Genomic DNA, 15,729 nt, shown 5'->3' with positions numbered 1-15,729 from the left:
GCTCTCCAGTGCCCGCAGAGGCGCAATCGTTCAGACCTGATTAGTGTCACCGCAGTCCCGCTTCAGGAGCAGGTTTCATGAGTTTCACCCGTAGACAGGTGTTGGGCGGTCTGGTCGGCCTCGGCGTGGTCGGTCTCGGCGCTGGCGGCGCGCGTTATTGGCTGGGTCGCCCGTTTGATCGCAAGACCCACGACTACGAGCTGATCGCGGCGCCCCACGACATCGAACTGGTGCCTGGCCATGTCACCCCAGCCTGGACCTTCGGTGGTCAGGCGCCCGGCGTGGAGCTGCGCTGCCGCCAGGGCGACGAGCTGCGCGTGCGCTTTATCAATCACCTGCCCGAGCCCACCACTATCCACTGGCACGGCATCCGCCTGCCACTGGAAATGGACGGCGTGCCCTATGTGTCCCAGGCGCCGGTATTGCCGGGGGAATTCTTCGACTACCGCTTCGTCACCCCGGACGCCGGCAGCTACTGGTACCACCCCCACGAGTCCAGCGCCAAACAGCTGGGCCGTGGGCTAGTCGGCCCGCTGGTCATTGAGGAGCGCGAGCCTACTGGCTTCAAGCACGAGCGCACCCTGTGCCTGAAGAGCTGGCACGTGGACGAACAGGGCGGCTTCACCGAATTCAGCGTGCCCCGCGAAGCGGCGCGGGAGGGCACCCGCGGTCGCCTGTCGACCATCAACGGCGTGTCGTTGCCGACCCTGGAGTTGCCCGCCGGCCAGGTGGTGCGCCTGCGCCTGATCAACGTCGACAGCACCATCACCTATCGCCTCAATCTCTCGGGCGGCGAGGCGCGCATCTATGCTCTGGACGGCAATCCGATAAAACCACGCCCGCTGGGCAAGGACTACTGGCTGGGCCCGGGCATGCGCATCGACCTGGCGCTCAAGGTGCCGGCGGCTGGCAGCGAAGAATTGTCGCTGCGTAACGGGCCATTGCGCCTGGCGACCATCAAGTCGGTGGCCAGCGACGAGCCTGCCGCCGAATGGCCGCCGGCGTTGCCGCCGAACCCGGTGGCCGAGCCGGACTTGACGAAAGCCGAAACTCTGCGCTTCAACTTCGAGTGGGCCGCGGCATTGGCATCGCCTGCTGATGAGGCTGCCGGCCGCTACAAGTACTGGCAGATCAACGGGCAGGCCTGGGACATCAATGACAAGACCTGCGCCGACCGGCCCATCGCCAAGCTGAAAAAGGACGGTCACTACATCTTCGTGTTGCGCAACATGGCCCAGTACCAGCACCCGATCCACCTGCATGGCTTGATCTTCAAAGTGCTGGATTCCAACCGCCGCAAGATCGAGCCGTACTACACTGATACCTTCCTGCTCGGCAAGAACGAGACCGCGCGCATCGCCTTCGTGGCCGATAATCCTGGCGTGTGGATGTTCCACTGCCACGTCATCGACCATATGGAAACCGGTCTGATGGCCGCCGTCGAGATCGCCTGACGTGAGTGCCCTGATTTGAAAGCCCCGCTGATCATCGACCGCAGCCAGGACCAGCGCTTTATGCGCGAAGCGCTGGAGTTGGCTGCCGAAGGCGCTCTGCGCGGCGAAGTGCCGGTCGGCGCCGTGCTGGTGCAGGACGGCGAAGTGATCGGCCGCGGCTTCAACTGCCCGATCTCCACTTCGGATCCCAGCGCCCACGCCGAGATGGTCGCCATCCGCGCCGCCGCTCAGGCCATCGCCAACTACCGCCTGCCCGGCAGCACTCTTTACGTGACCCTGGAACCCTGCGCCATGTGCGCGGGGCTGATCGTCCACTCACGTGTGCAACGCGTGGTATTCGGCGCCAGCGAACCCCGCGCGGGCATGGCGGTAAGCCGAGGCCAGTTCTTCGATCAGGCCTTTCTCAACCACCGCGTGCGGGTCGAGGGCGGGGTGCTGGGCGAGGAGTGTGGTGAGGTGCTGAGGGCGTTTTTCAAGGCGCGGCGGGGATAGTCGGTGGCTATAGGGCCAGATATTTCTACGCCCGTGACAATACATGGGGAGTATCGGGATTGATCAAAGCAGGGATGTTTGCAGCGGTGGCACTGCTGGGCGCATCTGCCCAGGCGGCGGAGCGGCAGGTGTATCTGGTGGCCACGGTGCAGCTGGACGGCTCCAATCTGGCCCAGAGCATCTTTCTCCACGAGCCGCAGATCACAGAGTTGCAGGGTTGCCTGGATGCCGTACGCAAGGGGCAGCGTGAGCGCGACTGGATGCAGTATCACCACATCTTCCAGCGCGACAAATTCAAGGGCTTCACCGGGCATATGCATTACCGCTGTGTTTACAGCGACCTACAGATCAGCGGCTGGTACGACAAGATGCACTACAACCAGCCCTATCTGATCAGCATCGATGATGGTGCGGTGCTGAGCGTCAGCCGCCCGCCGAGCCTGGCGCAGTGCTCGACCCAGTGGAGTGCCTTGCCAGCGAAGAAGCAGGCGCAGAGTTTCTGCGCCATGGGCAATCAGACCGTCACGCGCTGAGGCGTTTTCGCTTAGCGAGCGCGCTCGAACACCAGGCTGACCTTGGCACCGCCAGGGCGCTGGAAACTTTCGATCATGCGATTGCCCTGTACCTCCATGCGCAGTTCCCGGGTGGTTCGCACGTCGCCGGTCCAGTTCGGGAAGGATGAGCCTTCCACGGTATTGCCGCTGAAGTTGCCTTGGTCATCGACGCTGTAGCGCCCGTACAGCGCCAGGCTGCCGGCCATCACGGCGCGGTTCTCCGCGTCGGTGCCGCCTCCGCGCTGGTCGGAGGCAAAGCGCGGAATGCGCGGGTCGTGCAGAAACTCCACGAAGTACAGATCCGGTGTGAATACCAGTCGGCCTTTCGGCTCGGGCCCGTAGGGATGGCTGATTACGCCGTCGTTTTCGACTTTGGCGGCGATCAGGTTCCAGGTTCCGGCGACCTTGTTCGATTTCGACTCGGCGTTGCTGCTCATGGCAGCCAGCAGCAACGTGGCCGCGGCTGCCAGGCGGGTCAATGAATGCAGATGCATTTCAGACCTCCTGGCTGTCGGCCGAGAGAGCCACATCACGCTGCGCTTCGAGCGCTTCGCGGCGCTCGGTCAGGACGCGGTGGATATTCTCATAGGCGGTGCTGCCCAGGGCCAGGCGCAGGGGCGGGTTGCTCGCATCGGCCGCCTGGATGATTGCCGCGACTGTATTGACGGCATCACCGCGGATTTCGAATTCGCCACTTTTGATCATTGCGTGCACTTGGCCGGCCGGCGTGTCCTGATAGGTGCCGGAGGGCGTAGCCAGGTCGAGGGCTGCGGCGAAGTTGGTGCCCGTCGGGCCGGGCTCGGCAAGGATGAAGTCGATGCCGAAGGGCGCGACTTCCTGGGCCACGGATTCGACAAAGCCTTCGATCCCCCATTTGCTGGCGTGGTAGAGGCTGAAGCCGGGATAGGCGATCTGCCCGCCTTCGGAAGACACCTGAACGATGCGGCCGCCACCCTGGGCACGCAGGTGAGCCAGGCTGCGGCGGATCAGTTGGATCGAGCCGGTCAGGTTGGTCGCCAGCACCCGTTCGATCTGCTCGTCGCTCACCTGCTCGGCGGGGCCGAACAGGCCGTAGCCCGCGTTGCTGACGATGACGTCGATACGCCCGGCGCGGGCGAAGGCGTGATCGATCACGCGGCTGATCTGCGCGGTGTCGGTGAGGTCCAGGGTGAGCACCTGCAGCTGTTCGCCGTATTGGTCGGCCAGCTCCTGCAGAGCTTGCTCACGGCGTGCGGTGGCGACTACCCGGTCGCCGCGCTCCAGTAGGTGGGTGGTCATGATCTTGCCGAGCCCGGAAGAAGCACCGGTGATAAGCCAGGTCTTGTTCATGCTGTGCACCTCTTTCGTTGCTTGATGGGTGCATTCACTGTAAACAGATTATTTGTTGTGATAATCGGCGTTAATTCGCATGAGCTGGTGAATGAGGATCAACAATGAGCAGGCCGTCGCTGAGTGATCTCACTGCCCTGATGGCGGTTGCGCAGCACCGCAGCTTTCGCAAGGCCGCTGATGAGCTGGGCATTTCCCGCTCCGCGCTCAGCCATGCCATCGCCGCGCTGGAGCGCCGGCTGGGCGTGCGCCTGCTGCACCGCACCACACGAAGTGTGGCGCCGACCGAAGCGGGCGAGCATTTCCTGCAGCGTTTGTCGCCAGTGCTGCAGGAACTGGATCAGGCCATCGACGCGTTGACCGAGGAGGGCGGTCACCCCACCGGGACCTTGCGCATCAACGGTGGCGAGGAGGCCATGCGCGTACTGCTCAAGCGCGTGGTGCCTGCGTTTCTAGCGCGCTATCCGCAGGTTTCCCTGGATCTGGTCAGCGACGGTCATCTGGTGGATGTGGTGCGCGAAGGCTTCGATGCAGGTATCCGCCTGGCCGAGGCCGTGCCTCAGGACATGATCGCCGTCGCACTCAGTGAGGACTTTCGTTTTCTTGCCGTGGCCTCGCCCGAGTACCTGGCCAGCGCCGGGCGGCCCGAAACGCCTGAGGATCTGCGTAACCACTGCTGCATCCGCCAGCGTCTGCCCAGCGGCAAGCTGTATCGCTGGGAGTTCGAACAGCGCGGCCAGGAAGTCGCCGTGGATGTGCCGGGCAGCCTGACCCTCAACCATACGCAACTGATGATCGAGGCGGCCGCCGCCGGGCTGGGCATTGCCTATGTGCCGGACATGGCGGCGCAGTGCTGGCTGGAGGAGGGCAAGCTGGTCGCGGTGCTGGAGGACTGGTCGCCGCCGGTCGGAGGCTTGCGTCTTTATTACCCGGGCCACCGCCACGTGTCGGCGGCGCTGCGGGCATTTATCGAGGTCATGAAGAGCGTTCGCTAGCGGCGCCTGGGGAAAGGATTAAAGCGGCGCCTTTTCCTGCTGCTCCGGGTGATCCTTGCCGACACCCGGCACGTGCAGGCCGCTCTCGGCGACCTGGCTGCCTTCCAGTTGCGGCTGGGTTACCCAGGTGAGGATGTCGTAGTAGCGTCGGATGTTGCGCACGAAATGCACCGGCTCGCCGCCGCGGGCATAGCCGTAGCGGGTCTTGCTGTACCACTGCTTCTGCGACAGGCGAGGCAGGATTTTCTGCACGTCCAGCCACTTGTTGGGGTCCAGGCCCTCGGCCTCGGTGAGCTTGCGCGCATCTTCCAGGTGGCCGCCGCCAATGTTGTAGGAGGCGAGGGCGAACCAGGTACGATCCGGCTCCTGAATGCTGTCAGGCAGTTGTTCTTTCACATGCACCAGATACTTGGCGCCGCCCTGGATGCTTTGCTGCGGGTTGAGGCGGTCGGATACGCCCATTGCCTGGGCGGTGTTCAGGGTCAGCATCATCAGCCCACGCACACCGGTCTTTGAGGTGGCGCCAGGCTGCCAGAGTGATTCCTGATATCCGACGGCGGCAAGCAGGCGCCAGTCCAGGTCGTTTTCCTTGGCAGACTTGCGGAAGTGTTTCTCGTAGCGCGGCAGGCGTTGCTGCAGATGCTGCGCGAAGGTGTAGGCGCCCACGTAACCCAGAACGTCGACATGGCCGTAGTAGCGTTCTTTAAGGCGCTGCAGGCTGCCGTTGTCCTGGGAGCGGCGCAGGAAGCCGTCGACCTGCTCGAGCAGGCTGTCATCCTCGCCCGGTGCCACCGCCCAGACCAGGTTGCGCGAGTCACCCAGATCGAAGCCGACACGCACGTTGGGGAAATACACCTGGTTCATGGCCAGCTCGTTGGAGTCGACCAGGGTCAGGTCGATTTCGCCTTCGTCGACCATGCGCAGCAGATCGACGACCTCCACATCGGACGACTCTTCATATTGAAGGTCGGGCACCTGGGTTTTCAGTTCAGCCAACTGCTCGGCGTGGCTGCTGCCCTTGAGCACCAGAATGCGCTTGCCGACCAGGTCTTCCGGGCGGCTCGGGCGGCGCTGACCGTTGCGGTAAACGATTTGCGGGGTCACTTCCAGGTAGGGCACGGAAAAGCGCGCGCTTTGCTGGCGGCCTGCGCTTTCCACCAGGCCGGCGGCGGCCAGCACCGGGCCGCCCGGTTTGCCGAGGCGGGAGAAAAGATCGTCGAGGTTGTCGGCCGTCTGGATTTCCAGCTTGACGTCCAGGTCGTCGGCAAAACGCTTGACCAGCTCGTACTCGAAGCCGGTTTCACCGTTACGATCCTGGAAATAGGTGGCGGGGCTGTTGCGGGTTATCACGCGCAGCACGCCTTCCTCCTTGATCCGCTCCAGGCTGCTCGGAGGTTCCGCGCAGCCGCTGAGCATCAGGAGTAATCCGATCGCCGACAGCCAGCCGGCGTAGCGCTTGCCAATCAGGTTTGGAGAGGGCATCGGCGCAGTATACGCCAACGCCGTGCCGTTCCATATCTGGACAGTGCACGTGCGCTCTGCTAGGCGAACGCGCTTTCCAGAGGCGCGCCGGCTGGCCGGTCAGGGCATGAGCGGGCGTGCCGCGCTCGTCGCTTTAGGCTAGAATATGCGCCCTCAAAGCACACCCCCTTCCCAGAGGCTGTCCCCTGATGCTGATCCTGCGCGGCGCTCCCGCCCTTTCCGCCTTTCGCCACGGTAAATTGCTCGAGCAACTGACCAGTAAAGTGCCTGCTGTGACCGGCCTGTATGCCGAGTTCGCCCACTTTGCCGACGTCGACGGTGCGCTGAGTGCCGACGAAGAGCAGGTACTGGCCCGTCTGCTCAAGTACGGCCCGAGCGTGCCGGTGCAGGAGCCCAGCGGTCGCCTGCTGCTGACCATCCCGCGTTTCGGCACCATTTCGCCGTGGTCGAGCAAGGCCAGCGACATCGCCCGCAACTGCGGCCTGGACAAGATCCGTCGCCTGGAGCGGGGCATTGCCTACTATGTAGCCGGCGAGCTGAGCGACGCCGATGTGCAGCAGGTCGCCGCCGTATTGCATGACCGCATGACCCAGGTCGTGCTGAACAAGCTGGAAGACGCCGCCGGGCTGTTCAGCCATGCCGAACCCAAGCCGCTGACCGCCGTGGACATCCTCGGTGGTGGTCGCCCGGCGCTGGAGAAGGCCAACGTCGAGCTGGGCCTGGCCCTGGCCGAAGACGAGATCGATTACCTGGTCAACGCCTTCCAGGGCTTGAAGCGCAACCCGCACGACATCGAACTGATGATGTTCGCCCAGGCCAACTCCGAGCACTGCCGCCACAAGATCTTCAATGCCAGCTGGGACATCGACGGCGAAAGCCAGGAAAAGTCCCTGTTCGGCATGATCAAGAACACCTACCAGATGCACAGTGAGAACGTGCTGTCCGCTTATAAGGACAACGCCTCGGTGATCGTTGGCCACACCGCCGGGCGCTTCTTTCCCAATCCTGAAACCCGCCAGTACGGCGCGGTGCAGGAGCCGGTGCACATCCTGATGAAGGTGGAAACCCACAACCACCCGACCGCCATCTCGCCGTTCTCCGGCGCGTCCACCGGCTCCGGCGGTGAGATCCGCGACGAAGGCGCTACCGGCCGCGGCGCCAAGCCGAAGGCTGGCCTGACCGGTTTCACCGTCTCCAACCTGAACATCCCCGGCTTCGAGCAGCCCTGGGAGCAGGCCTACGGCAAGCCCGAGCGCATCGTCACGCCGCTGGACATCATGATCGAAGGCCCGCTGGGCGGCGCCGCGTTCAACAACGAATTCGGCCGTCCGGCGCTGACCGGCTACTTCCGGACCTTCGAGCAATCGATCGCCACCCCGCACGGCGACGAAGTGCGCGGCTACCACAAGCCAATCATGCTCGCCGGCGGCATGGGCAACATCCGTGAAGACCATGTGCAGAAGGGCGAGATCACCGTCGGCGCCAAGCTGATCGTGCTCGGCGGCCCGGCCATGCTGATCGGCCTGGGCGGCGGCGCCGCCTCCTCGGTGGCTACCGGTGCCAGCTCGGCCGATCTGGATTTCGCCTCGGTGCAGCGCGAGAACCCGGAAATGGAACGCCGCTGCCAGGAGGTCATCGACCGCTGCTGGCAGCTGGGCGACGCCAACCCCATCGCCTTCATCCATGACGTCGGCGCCGGTGGTATCTCCAACGCCTTCCCGGAACTGGTCAACGATGGTGGCCGCGGTGGCCGCTTCGAGCTGCGCAACGTGCCCAACGACGAGCCGGGCATGGCCCCGCACGAGATCTGGAGCAACGAATCCCAGGAGCGTTACGTGCTGGCGGTCAGCGCCAAGGACTTCGCGCGCTTCCAGGCCATCTGCGAGCGCGAGCGTTGCCCGTTCGCGGTGGTCGGTGAGGCCACCGAAGAGCCGCACCTGACCGTGACCGACAGCTACTTCGCCAACACCCCGGTGGACATGCCGCTCGAAGTGCTGCTCGGCAAGCCGCCGCGCATGCACCGTTCGGTGACCCGCGAGGCCGAGCTGGGCGACGATTTCGACCCGAGCAAGCTGGACATCAACGAAGCCGCCGAGCGCGTACTGCGTCACCCGGCCGTGGCCAGCAAGAGCTTTTTGATCACCATTGGCGACCGTACCATCACCGGCCTGGTCGCCCGTGATCAGATGGTCGGCCCGTGGCAGGTGCCGGTGGCCGACGTTGCCGTGACCGCCACCAGCTTTGACGTCTACACCGGTGAAGCCATGGCCATGGGCGAGCGCACTCCGCTGGCACTGCTCGACGCCCCAGCTTCCGGGCGTATGGCCATTGGCGAAACCATCACCAACATCGCCGCTTCGCACATCGAAAAACTCTCCGACATCAAACTGTCGGCCAACTGGATGGCTGCTGCCGGTCACCCAGGTGAAGACGCCCGCCTGTACGACACCGTCAAGGCTGTCGGTATGGAGCTTTGCCCGGAGCTGGGCCTGACCATTCCGGTCGGCAAGGACTCGATGTCGATGAAAACCAAGTGGAGCGAAGAGGGCGCGGAGAAGAGCGTCACCTCGCCGCTGTCGCTGATCGTCACCGGTTTCGCTCCGGTCGCCGACGTGCGCAAGACCCTGACCCCAGAGCTGCGCATGGACAAGGGCGAGACCGATCTGATCCTCATCGACCTGGGCCGTGGCCAGAACCGCATGGGCGCCTCGATCCTCGCTCAGGTGTACAGCAAGCTCGGCCAGCAGGCGCCGGACGTCGACGACGCCGAAGATCTCAAGGCCTTCTTCGCGGTGATCCAGGGCCTCAACGCCGATGGTCATCTGCTGGCCTACCACGACCGTTCCGACGGCGGCCTGCTGGTCAGCGTGCTGGAGATGGCCTTCGCCGGCCACTGCGGCCTCAACCTGCAGCTCGACGGTCTGGTCGAAAGCCGCGAAGAACTCGCCGCCTTCCTGTTCAACGAAGAGCTGGGCGCGGTGATCCAGGTTCGCCAGGACGCCACCCCGGACGTGCTCGCCCAGTTCAGCGCCGCTGGCCTGGAAGACTGCGTGGCGGTGATCGGCAAACCGGTCAACAACGGCGATGTGTTCATCAGTTACAACGACCAGCCGGTGTTCAGCGGCCAGCGCCGCCTGTTGCAGCGCCAGTGGGCCGAGACCAGCCATCGCATCCAGCGTCTGCGTGACAACGCCGACTGCGCGGATCAGGAATTCGACGCGCTGCTGGAAGAAGACAATCCGGGCCTGTCGATCAAGCTGGGCTTCGACGTCAACGACGACATCGCCGCACCATACATAAAGAAGGGCGTGCGCCCGCAGGTTGCCGTGCTGCGCGAGCAGGGCGTCAACGGTCAGGTGGAAATGGCCGCGGCCTTCGACCGCGCCGGCTTCACTTCGGTTGACGTGCACATGAGCGATATTCTCGCCGGTCGCGTTGATCTGAACGACTTCAAAGGCCTGGTTGCCTGTGGCGGCTTCTCCTACGGTGACGTGCTCGGAGCCGGTGAAGGCTGGGCCAAGTCGGCGCTGTTCAACGCCCGTGCCCGCGACGCCTTCCAAGGCTTCTTCGAGCGCAAGGACAGCTTCACCCTGGGCGTGTGCAACGGTTGCCAGATGCTCTCCAACCTGCACGAGCTGATTCCGGGTACCGAGTTCTGGCCGCACTTCGTGCGCAACCGCTCCGAGCAGTTCGAAGCGCGCGTGGCCATGGTTCAGGTCCAGGAGTCGGCATCGATCTTCCTGCGTGGCATGGCCGGCTCGCGCATGCCGATCGCCATCGCTCACGGTGAAGGCCATGCCGAGTTCGAAAGCGAGGAAGCGCTGCTCGAAGCCGACCTTTCCGGCACCGTGGCGCTGCGTTTCATCGACAACCACGGCAAGGTCACCGAAGCCTACCCGGCCAACCCGAACGGCTCGCCGCGCGGGATCACCGGCCTGACCAGCCGCGATGGTCGCGTGACCATCATGATGCCGCATCCGGAGCGCGTGTTCCGCGCCGTGCAGAACTCCTGGCGGCCGGACGAGTGGCAGGAAGATGGCGGCTGGATGCGCATGTTCCGTAACGCGCGGGTCTGGGTCGACTGATCAAGTCGCTCGCTGCACGAAACAGAAAAACGCCAGGCATTGCCTGGCGTTTTTCGTTTGCGGAATTGAGCAGTAACCGCTGGTTCAGATCGTCGGTTTTGAGACATGGCGCCTGGGTTTTTAAACGGCACCAGCTAGTCTGCAGGAAGTGATTGGCACCTTGCGGCAACCCCGAATGGTGCCTTCTCGGATAAGTCCGAATGTTTCAGCAGTGTTGGCTGTGTCACGAATCTTGCTAGGCAATGTGCCATCATGCTGTGGCATTATTGGCTCATTGTTTTCAGCGACTTGCAGTGGAGTAGTTGATGTACAAGTTGTGTTTCTACGTTCCGGAAAGCCATCTGGAAAGCGTGAAAGCGGCAGTATTCGCCGAGGGCGCCGGGCGCGCCTCTGGCTACGACCACTGCTGTTGGCAAACCCAGGGCCGCGGCCAGTTCCGCCCGCTGGAAGGCAGTAAGCCTTACATTGGTCAGAGCGGTGAACTGGCGACCGTGCCTGAGTGGAAAGTCGAGCTGGTGGTGGGCGATGAGCTGATCCACAACGCCGTCAAAGCCTTGAAGAAAGCCCACCCCTATGAAGTGCCCGCCTTCGAAGTGTGGCGCTTGTCCGATCTGCAGTTCTAACCACCGCTTCTCGTCCTGGCTTCGCTCCTGCGGATCACCTCAGGGGCGAATCTCGATCAGCGTACCGTCCTTCACCAGCGTCCAGACCTCGCGCATGTCGGCGTTCTTCATGGCGATGCAGCCTTCGGTCCAGTCCAGGGTGTGGAAGAACCACTCCGGGTATTCATCGTCCAGCGGCGTGCCGTGGATCATGATCATGCTACCCGGCTTCACCCCGGCGGCCTTTGCCTGTGCCTGGTCACGGGCGTTGGGGTAGGAGATGTGCATCGACAGGTTGTACTTCTCGCTCTGGCGCCGCCAGTCGATCCAGTAAAAGCCCTCGGGCGTGCGCAAATCGCCCTCGCGCAGCTTGGCGCCGACCGGCTGTTTACCTAAAGAAATGCGGTACGACTTCAGCGTCTTGCCCTGGCTGATCAGTTGCAGCCGGCGCAGGGATTTCTCCACCAAAACCTTGTCGACGGTCGCCACGGGAGTGGCAGGCGCAGTGGCTGCGTGCCCGGCCAGGGCCAAAGAGAAGAGGGTGAAGGCGAGCAACCAGCGCATGGGGATTTTCGACTGAGCAGAGGGCCGGCGGGCGGCGGAGGCTCATTCTAAAGGTTGCAGCATCGGGGCGCCTAGAGTCTGCTGCCCCGCGCATCGCTTTGCCTGGATAGCCTGATGTAGAGCGAAGCGAAACCCAGGAAGCGGTATTCGTTATGCCCTAGCCAGCAAAACTGAACAGCGCTCCCCGCGCCTCGCTTCGCTCAGCTGCAGGCGACGAAAATCGCGCAACGACAGCAGGGAGCATCTCCCGGGTATCGCTGCGCTCAACGCCGGGCTACGGCGTCAACCTCAGTACAACGACGGCAGCTCGTTGGGCCGCAGATCGAACACCAGCACTTCGGCCTGCTGACCGTTGCTCAGGTGCAGGTCGCGGGCATCGCGCACTCGCACACCGTCACCGGCCTGCAACTGCTCGCCGTTGAGCTGGACGCTGCCGCGGGCCACATGAACGTAGGCGTAGCGGTCATCGCCGAGTTGCAGGTGCGCCTGCTCGTCAGCGTCGAACAAACCGGCGTAGACGCGTGCGTTCTGCCGCACGGTCAGCGAGCCATCGGCGCCATCGGGCGAGATGATCAGCTGCAGGCGGCCGCGTTTCTGCGCTTCGCTGAAGTGCTCTTGCTGGTAGCGCGGTTCGGCCTGGCGTTCGCTCGGCACGATCCAGATCTGCAGGAAGTGCACCTGCTCGCTGTGCGAGTGGTTGAACTCGCTGTGCGATACGCCGGTACCAGCACTCATCAACTGTACGTCGCCAGGGCGGATCACCGAGCCGGTGCCCAGGCTGTCTTTGTGTTCCAGGGCGCCTTGCAGCACATAGGAGAAGATCTCCATGTTGCGGTGCGGGTGTTCGCCGAAACCCTGGCCGGCGGCCACGGTATCGTCGTTGATCACCAGCAGGTCGGAGAAGCCACGCTCCTTCGGGTTGTTGTAGCTGGCGAACGAAAAGGTGTGGAAGGAGTTGAGCCAGCCATGGTTGGCATGGCCACGATCGGTCGCTTTACGGATAGCCAGCATGATGAATCCTCCGGTTGATGAGTGCGGCCTTGATTGGCGGCATGGAGGTGATATTACTGACTATCTGAGGATTGATTAATTGGCTGTAAATGGACTCATTGTCCGTTTCAGGTTGACGATTTCAGGCGTTCAGGTGCTCGATCTGTTGCTTGATGAAATCCGAAAACACCTGAACCGCACGGGCCGATTGGCGGTGCTGCGGATAGACCGCATACACCGCCGCCGACGCCGGCCAGTGCTGTTTGAGTATCGGCACCAGCGCGCCGCTCGCCAGGGCCTGGCCGACGATAAAGGTGGGCAGGTAGGCGATGCCCATGCCGGCGATGGCCGCATCGCGAATCAGCTCGCCATTGTTGGCACGCAGTTGGCCGCGCATGCTCAGGCTTCTCGGCTTGCCGGTCTCGCGCAGGCGCCATTCCACGTGGCGGCTGTGCCCGTAAAGCAGGCAGGCATGCTGCTGCAGTGCGTCGAGGTTGGCCGGCGTGCCGTGTTCCTCCAGGTAAGCGGGGCTGGCGCAGAGGATGGTCTGCATGTCGGTCAGGCGCTTGGCGATCAGGCTGGAGTCTTCCAGGGTGCCGATGCGGATCGACATGTCGTAGCCGTCAGCGAGCAGATCCACGGCGCGGTCGTTGAGGTCGATCTCCAGGTTGATGTGCGGGTGCTGCCGCATGAACAGCGGCAGCACATGGCTCAGGTGCAGGGTGGCGAAGGTCATCGGCGCGCTGACCCGCAGGGTGCCGCGCAGGGACGCGCCCTGAGCCGATACCAGCTCCTGGGCGTCGCGCAGGTCGGCGAGAATGGTGATGGCCTTGTCGTACAGCAGCAGGCCCAGTTCCGTGGCTTGCAGGCGGCGCGTGGTGCGGTTGAGCAGGCGGACGCCGAGCAGTGCTTCGAGGGCGGCGACGCGACGGCTTACGTACTGCTTGGTCACCCCGAGGGCATCGGCGGCGGCGGTGAAGCTGCCGGCGTCCAGGGTGGTGACGAACAGGCGCAGGTCTTCGACGTTCATGGGCATTCTCGTTGGCAAGGCGGCGATTATTACCGGGTGCGTGGGCTTCGCGCCATCGGCTATCCTCGGCGTCTGCCTCAACTGCCCAGGACGCGTCGATGTTCACCAGCAAGTTGCCCGCTGTCGGCACCACCATCTTCACCACCATGTCCCAGCTCGCGGCCCAGACGGGCGCCATCAACCTGTCCCAGGGCTTCCCAGATTTCGACGGCCCCGAAGCGCTGCGCGAGGCCCTGGCCCGGCATGTGGCGGCGGGGCACAACCAGTACGCACCGATGGCCGGGTTGCCGGCGTTGCGCGAGCAGATCGCCCTGAAGATCGAGCGGCTCTACGGGCGCAACGTCAGTGCGGACAGCGAAGTAACCGTCGCGCCCGGCGCTACCCAGGCGATCTTCTGCGCGATCCAGGCGCTGATCCATCCCGGCGACGAGGCCATCGTCTTCGACCCCTGTTACGACAGCTACGACCCGAGCGTGACCCTGGCTGGCGGGCGCTGCATCCATGTGCCGCTGGCCGAGGGGAGCTTCGCCATCGACTGGCAACGCCTGGAGGCAGCGCTGAGCCCGCGCACCCGGCTGATCATCCTCAACACGCCGCACAACCCCAGTGGCGCGCTTATCAGCCGCGACGAGCTGGACCGCCTGGCCGCGCTGATCCGCGATCGCGACATCCATATCGTCAGCGACGAAGTCTACGAGCACTTGGTGTTCGACGGTCGCCAGCATGCCAGCGTGTTGGCTCACGACGAGCTGTACGCGCGGGCCTTCGTGGTCAGTTCATTCGGCAAGACCTACCACGTCACCGGCTGGAAGACCGGCTACGTGGTGGCGCCGCCGGCGCTGAGCGCCGAGCTGCGCAAGGTACACCAGTACGTCAGCTTCTGCGGGGTGACGCCGCTGCAGTACGCATTGGCCGACTTCATGGCCGCCTGCCCGGAGCATGTGGCCGAGCTGCCGGCGTTCTACCAAGCCAAGCGCGACCTGTTCTGCGACCTGCTGGCCGGCTCGCGTTTCACCTTCACGCGTACGCCGGGTACCTATTTCCAACTGGCCGATTATTCGGCGATCCGCCCGGACCTGGACGATGTGGCCATGGCCCAGTGGCTGACCCGCGAGCATGGCGTGGCGGCGATTCCGGTGTCGGTGTTCAGCGAGCGGCCGGACCCCTCACAGCTTCTGGTGCGCTTCTGCTTCGCCAAGCGCGAGGACACCCTGCGCCAGGCCGCGGAAAAACTCAGCGCCATCTAGCACCTCGTAGGGTGGACAACCGCGAACGTTGTCCACCGCTTGGCAAGCGATATCACGGGAGCGACATCGATGAGCAAACAAGACCATCTCGAACTGGCGCTGATCCAGAGTGACCTGGCCTGGCACGACCCTGCGGGCAACCGCGCTCACTTCGAGACGCAGGTGCTGCAGGCCGCGGGCGCCGATCTGGTCATCCTGCCGGAGATGTTCAGCACCGGTTTTTCCATGCAGTCCGCCGAGCTGGCCGAACCGGAAGACGGGCCGACCAGCCGCTGGCTCAGTGAGCAGGCGCAGCGCTTCAATGCGGTGATCACCGGCAGCCTGATCATCCAGGCCGCCGATGGTAGCTACCGCAACCGCCTGCTGTGGGCGCGGCCGGATGGTTCGCTGGCCCATTACGACAAGCGCCACCTGTTTCGCATGGCCGGCGAACACCAGCACTACGCTGCCGGTGAGCGTCAGGCGCTGTTCGAGGTCAAGGGTTGGCGCGTACGCCCGCTAATCTGTTACGACCTGCGCTTTCCGGTGTGGAGCCGCGATGCCGAAGGCACCGACCTGCTGCTCTACACCGCCAACTGGCCGGCAGCGCGGCGCCTGCACTGGAACCGCCTGCTGCCGGCGCGGGCCATCGAAAACCTTTGCTACGTGGCGGCGGTCAATCGCATCGGCGTGGACGGCAAAGGCCATCCCTACAGCGGCGACTCCCAAGTGCTGGATTTCCAGGGCGACAGCCTGCTCGATGCACATGACAAGGCCGGCGTATTCCGCCAGCGCCTCGACGCTGCGGCCCTGGCCGCCTACCGCGAGCGCTTCCCGGCGCATCAGGATGCTGATCCGTTCGAGTTTCGCTGAGCCAGAAATGCCAAAGGCCCGGTTCGCGAAGGCGAGACCGGGCCTTTGGGCAA

General features: G+C 64.1%; 14 protein-coding genes. 8 read left to right on the top strand and 6 right to left on the bottom strand.

The annotated features are described in order from the left end of the window. The first annotated feature begins 77 nt into the window (after positions 1-77). From FB481_RS17305 to FB481_RS17295, 3 genes are all read left to right on the top strand, one after another. A complete protein-coding gene (locus tag FB481_RS17305) occupies positions 78-1,454 on the top strand; it encodes a multicopper oxidase family protein (protein WP_093502583.1) in 1,377 nt (458 codons plus the stop codon). Positions 1,455-1,469: 15 nt separating this feature from the next. Further along, entirely contained in the window at positions 1,470-1,946 is a 477-nt protein-coding gene (tadA, locus tag FB481_RS17300; protein WP_093502585.1) for a tRNA adenosine(34) deaminase TadA, read from the top strand. Positions 1,947-2,020: 74 nt separating this feature from the next. Then, positions 2,021-2,479 carry a hypothetical protein gene (locus FB481_RS17295; RefSeq protein WP_093502587.1) on the top strand — a complete coding sequence of 153 codons (459 nt, stop codon included), beginning with the start codon at positions 2,021-2,023 and terminating at the stop codon, positions 2,477-2,479. A gap of 11 nt (positions 2,480-2,490) precedes the next feature. Here FB481_RS17295 and FB481_RS17290 read toward each other — a convergent pair whose 3' ends face one another. Beyond that, on the bottom strand, positions 2,491-2,994 hold the full coding sequence (locus tag FB481_RS17290; protein WP_147177161.1) for a lipocalin-like domain-containing protein: 504 nt from the start codon (positions 2,992-2,994) through the stop codon (positions 2,491-2,493). 1 nt (position 2,995) lies between these two features. Further along, positions 2,996-3,829: an SDR family oxidoreductase gene (locus FB481_RS17285; protein ID WP_147177160.1), complete on the bottom strand. Its 834-nt coding sequence runs from the start codon at positions 3,827-3,829 to the stop codon at positions 2,996-2,998. A 104-nt stretch (positions 3,830-3,933) separates the two neighbouring features. Here FB481_RS17285 and FB481_RS17280 point away from each other — a divergent pair, with 104 nt between their 5' ends. Next, positions 3,934-4,824: a LysR family transcriptional regulator gene (locus tag FB481_RS17280; protein ID WP_147177159.1), complete on the top strand. Its 891-nt coding sequence runs from the start codon at positions 3,934-3,936 to the stop codon at positions 4,822-4,824. An 18-nt stretch (positions 4,825-4,842) separates the two neighbouring features. Here the strand turns inward: FB481_RS17280 and mltF are convergent, their stop codons facing one another. Further along, positions 4,843-6,306, bottom strand: a complete 1,464-nt coding sequence (mltF, locus tag FB481_RS17275) for a membrane-bound lytic murein transglycosylase MltF (RefSeq protein WP_147177158.1) — start codon at positions 6,304-6,306, stop codon at positions 4,843-4,845. A 188-nt stretch (positions 6,307-6,494) separates the two neighbouring features. On the opposite strand from mltF, the gene purL reads away from it, so the two are divergent. After that, on the top strand, positions 6,495-10,391 hold the full coding sequence (purL, locus tag FB481_RS17270; RefSeq protein ID WP_147177157.1) for a phosphoribosylformylglycinamidine synthase: 3,897 nt from the start codon (positions 6,495-6,497) through the stop codon (positions 10,389-10,391). Positions 10,392-10,696: 305 nt separating this feature from the next. Further along, entirely contained in the window at positions 10,697-11,014 is a 318-nt protein-coding gene (locus tag FB481_RS17265; protein WP_147177156.1) for a YqfO family protein, read from the top strand. A gap of 39 nt (positions 11,015-11,053) precedes the next feature. Here FB481_RS17265 and FB481_RS17260 read toward each other — a convergent pair whose 3' ends face one another. The 3 genes from FB481_RS17260 to FB481_RS17250 form a co-directional block, all read right to left on the bottom strand. Next, on the bottom strand, positions 11,054-11,557 hold the full coding sequence (locus tag FB481_RS17260; RefSeq protein WP_147177155.1) for a murein L,D-transpeptidase family protein: 504 nt from the start codon (positions 11,555-11,557) through the stop codon (positions 11,054-11,056). A gap of 288 nt (positions 11,558-11,845) precedes the next feature. Then, positions 11,846-12,568, bottom strand: a complete 723-nt coding sequence (locus FB481_RS17255; protein ID WP_147177154.1) for a pirin family protein — start codon at positions 12,566-12,568, stop codon at positions 11,846-11,848. A 121-nt stretch (positions 12,569-12,689) separates the two neighbouring features. Next, complete coding sequence (locus FB481_RS17250) at positions 12,690-13,577, bottom strand: LysR family transcriptional regulator (protein WP_093502605.1); 888 nt, start codon at positions 13,575-13,577, stop codon at positions 12,690-12,692. Positions 13,578-13,675: 98 nt separating this feature from the next. Here FB481_RS17250 and FB481_RS17245 point away from each other — a divergent pair, with 98 nt between their 5' ends. Together FB481_RS17245 and FB481_RS17240 are read left to right on the top strand one after the other, a co-directional pair. After that, entirely contained in the window at positions 13,676-14,824 is a 1,149-nt protein-coding gene (locus tag FB481_RS17245; RefSeq protein ID WP_093502607.1) for a pyridoxal phosphate-dependent aminotransferase, read from the top strand. A 69-nt stretch (positions 14,825-14,893) separates the two neighbouring features. Next, positions 14,894-15,676, top strand: a complete 783-nt coding sequence (locus tag FB481_RS17240) for an amidohydrolase (RefSeq protein ID WP_147177153.1) — start codon at positions 14,894-14,896, stop codon at positions 15,674-15,676. The last annotated feature ends 53 nt before the right edge of the window (positions 15,677-15,729 follow it).

Source organism: Pseudomonas sp. AG1028, assembly GCF_007993955.1.
GTDB lineage: Bacteria > Pseudomonadota > Gammaproteobacteria > Pseudomonadales > Pseudomonadaceae > Aquipseudomonas > Aquipseudomonas straminea.
Note: the sequence above shows the minus strand (reverse complement) of the source record. Positions and strands in the feature narration are given on the sequence as shown.

What these genes read in the sequence shown, in the direction of transcription:
- FB481_RS17305 (WP_093502583.1), top strand. Translation starts at nt 78, where the DNA reads ATGAGTTTCACCCGTAGACAGGTGTTGGGCGGTCTGGTCGGCCTCGGC.
- FB481_RS17295 (WP_093502587.1), top strand. Translation starts at nt 2,021, where the DNA reads ATGTTTGCAGCGGTGGCACTGCTGGGCGCATCTGCCCAGGCGGCGGAG.
- FB481_RS17290 (WP_147177161.1), bottom strand. Translation starts at nt 2,994, where the DNA reads ATGCATCTGCATTCATTGACCCGCCTGGCAGCCGCGGCCACGTTGCTG.
- FB481_RS17285 (WP_147177160.1), bottom strand. Translation starts at nt 3,829, where the DNA reads ATGAACAAGACCTGGCTTATCACCGGTGCTTCTTCCGGGCTCGGCAAG.
- FB481_RS17280 (WP_147177159.1), top strand. Translation starts at nt 3,934, where the DNA reads ATGAGCAGGCCGTCGCTGAGTGATCTCACTGCCCTGATGGCGGTTGCG.
- mltF (WP_147177158.1), bottom strand. Translation starts at nt 6,306, where the DNA reads ATGCCCTCTCCAAACCTGATTGGCAAGCGCTACGCCGGCTGGCTGTCG.
- purL (WP_147177157.1), top strand. Translation starts at nt 6,495, where the DNA reads ATGCTGATCCTGCGCGGCGCTCCCGCCCTTTCCGCCTTTCGCCACGGT.
- FB481_RS17265 (WP_147177156.1), top strand. Translation starts at nt 10,697, where the DNA reads ATGTACAAGTTGTGTTTCTACGTTCCGGAAAGCCATCTGGAAAGCGTG.
- FB481_RS17260 (WP_147177155.1), bottom strand. Translation starts at nt 11,557, where the DNA reads ATGCGCTGGTTGCTCGCCTTCACCCTCTTCTCTTTGGCCCTGGCCGGG.
- FB481_RS17255 (WP_147177154.1), bottom strand. Translation starts at nt 12,568, where the DNA reads ATGCTGGCTATCCGTAAAGCGACCGATCGTGGCCATGCCAACCATGGC.
- FB481_RS17250 (WP_093502605.1), bottom strand. Translation starts at nt 13,577, where the DNA reads ATGAACGTCGAAGACCTGCGCCTGTTCGTCACCACCCTGGACGCCGGC.
- FB481_RS17245 (WP_093502607.1), top strand. Translation starts at nt 13,676, where the DNA reads ATGTTCACCAGCAAGTTGCCCGCTGTCGGCACCACCATCTTCACCACC.
- FB481_RS17240 (WP_147177153.1), top strand. Translation starts at nt 14,894, where the DNA reads ATGAGCAAACAAGACCATCTCGAACTGGCGCTGATCCAGAGTGACCTG.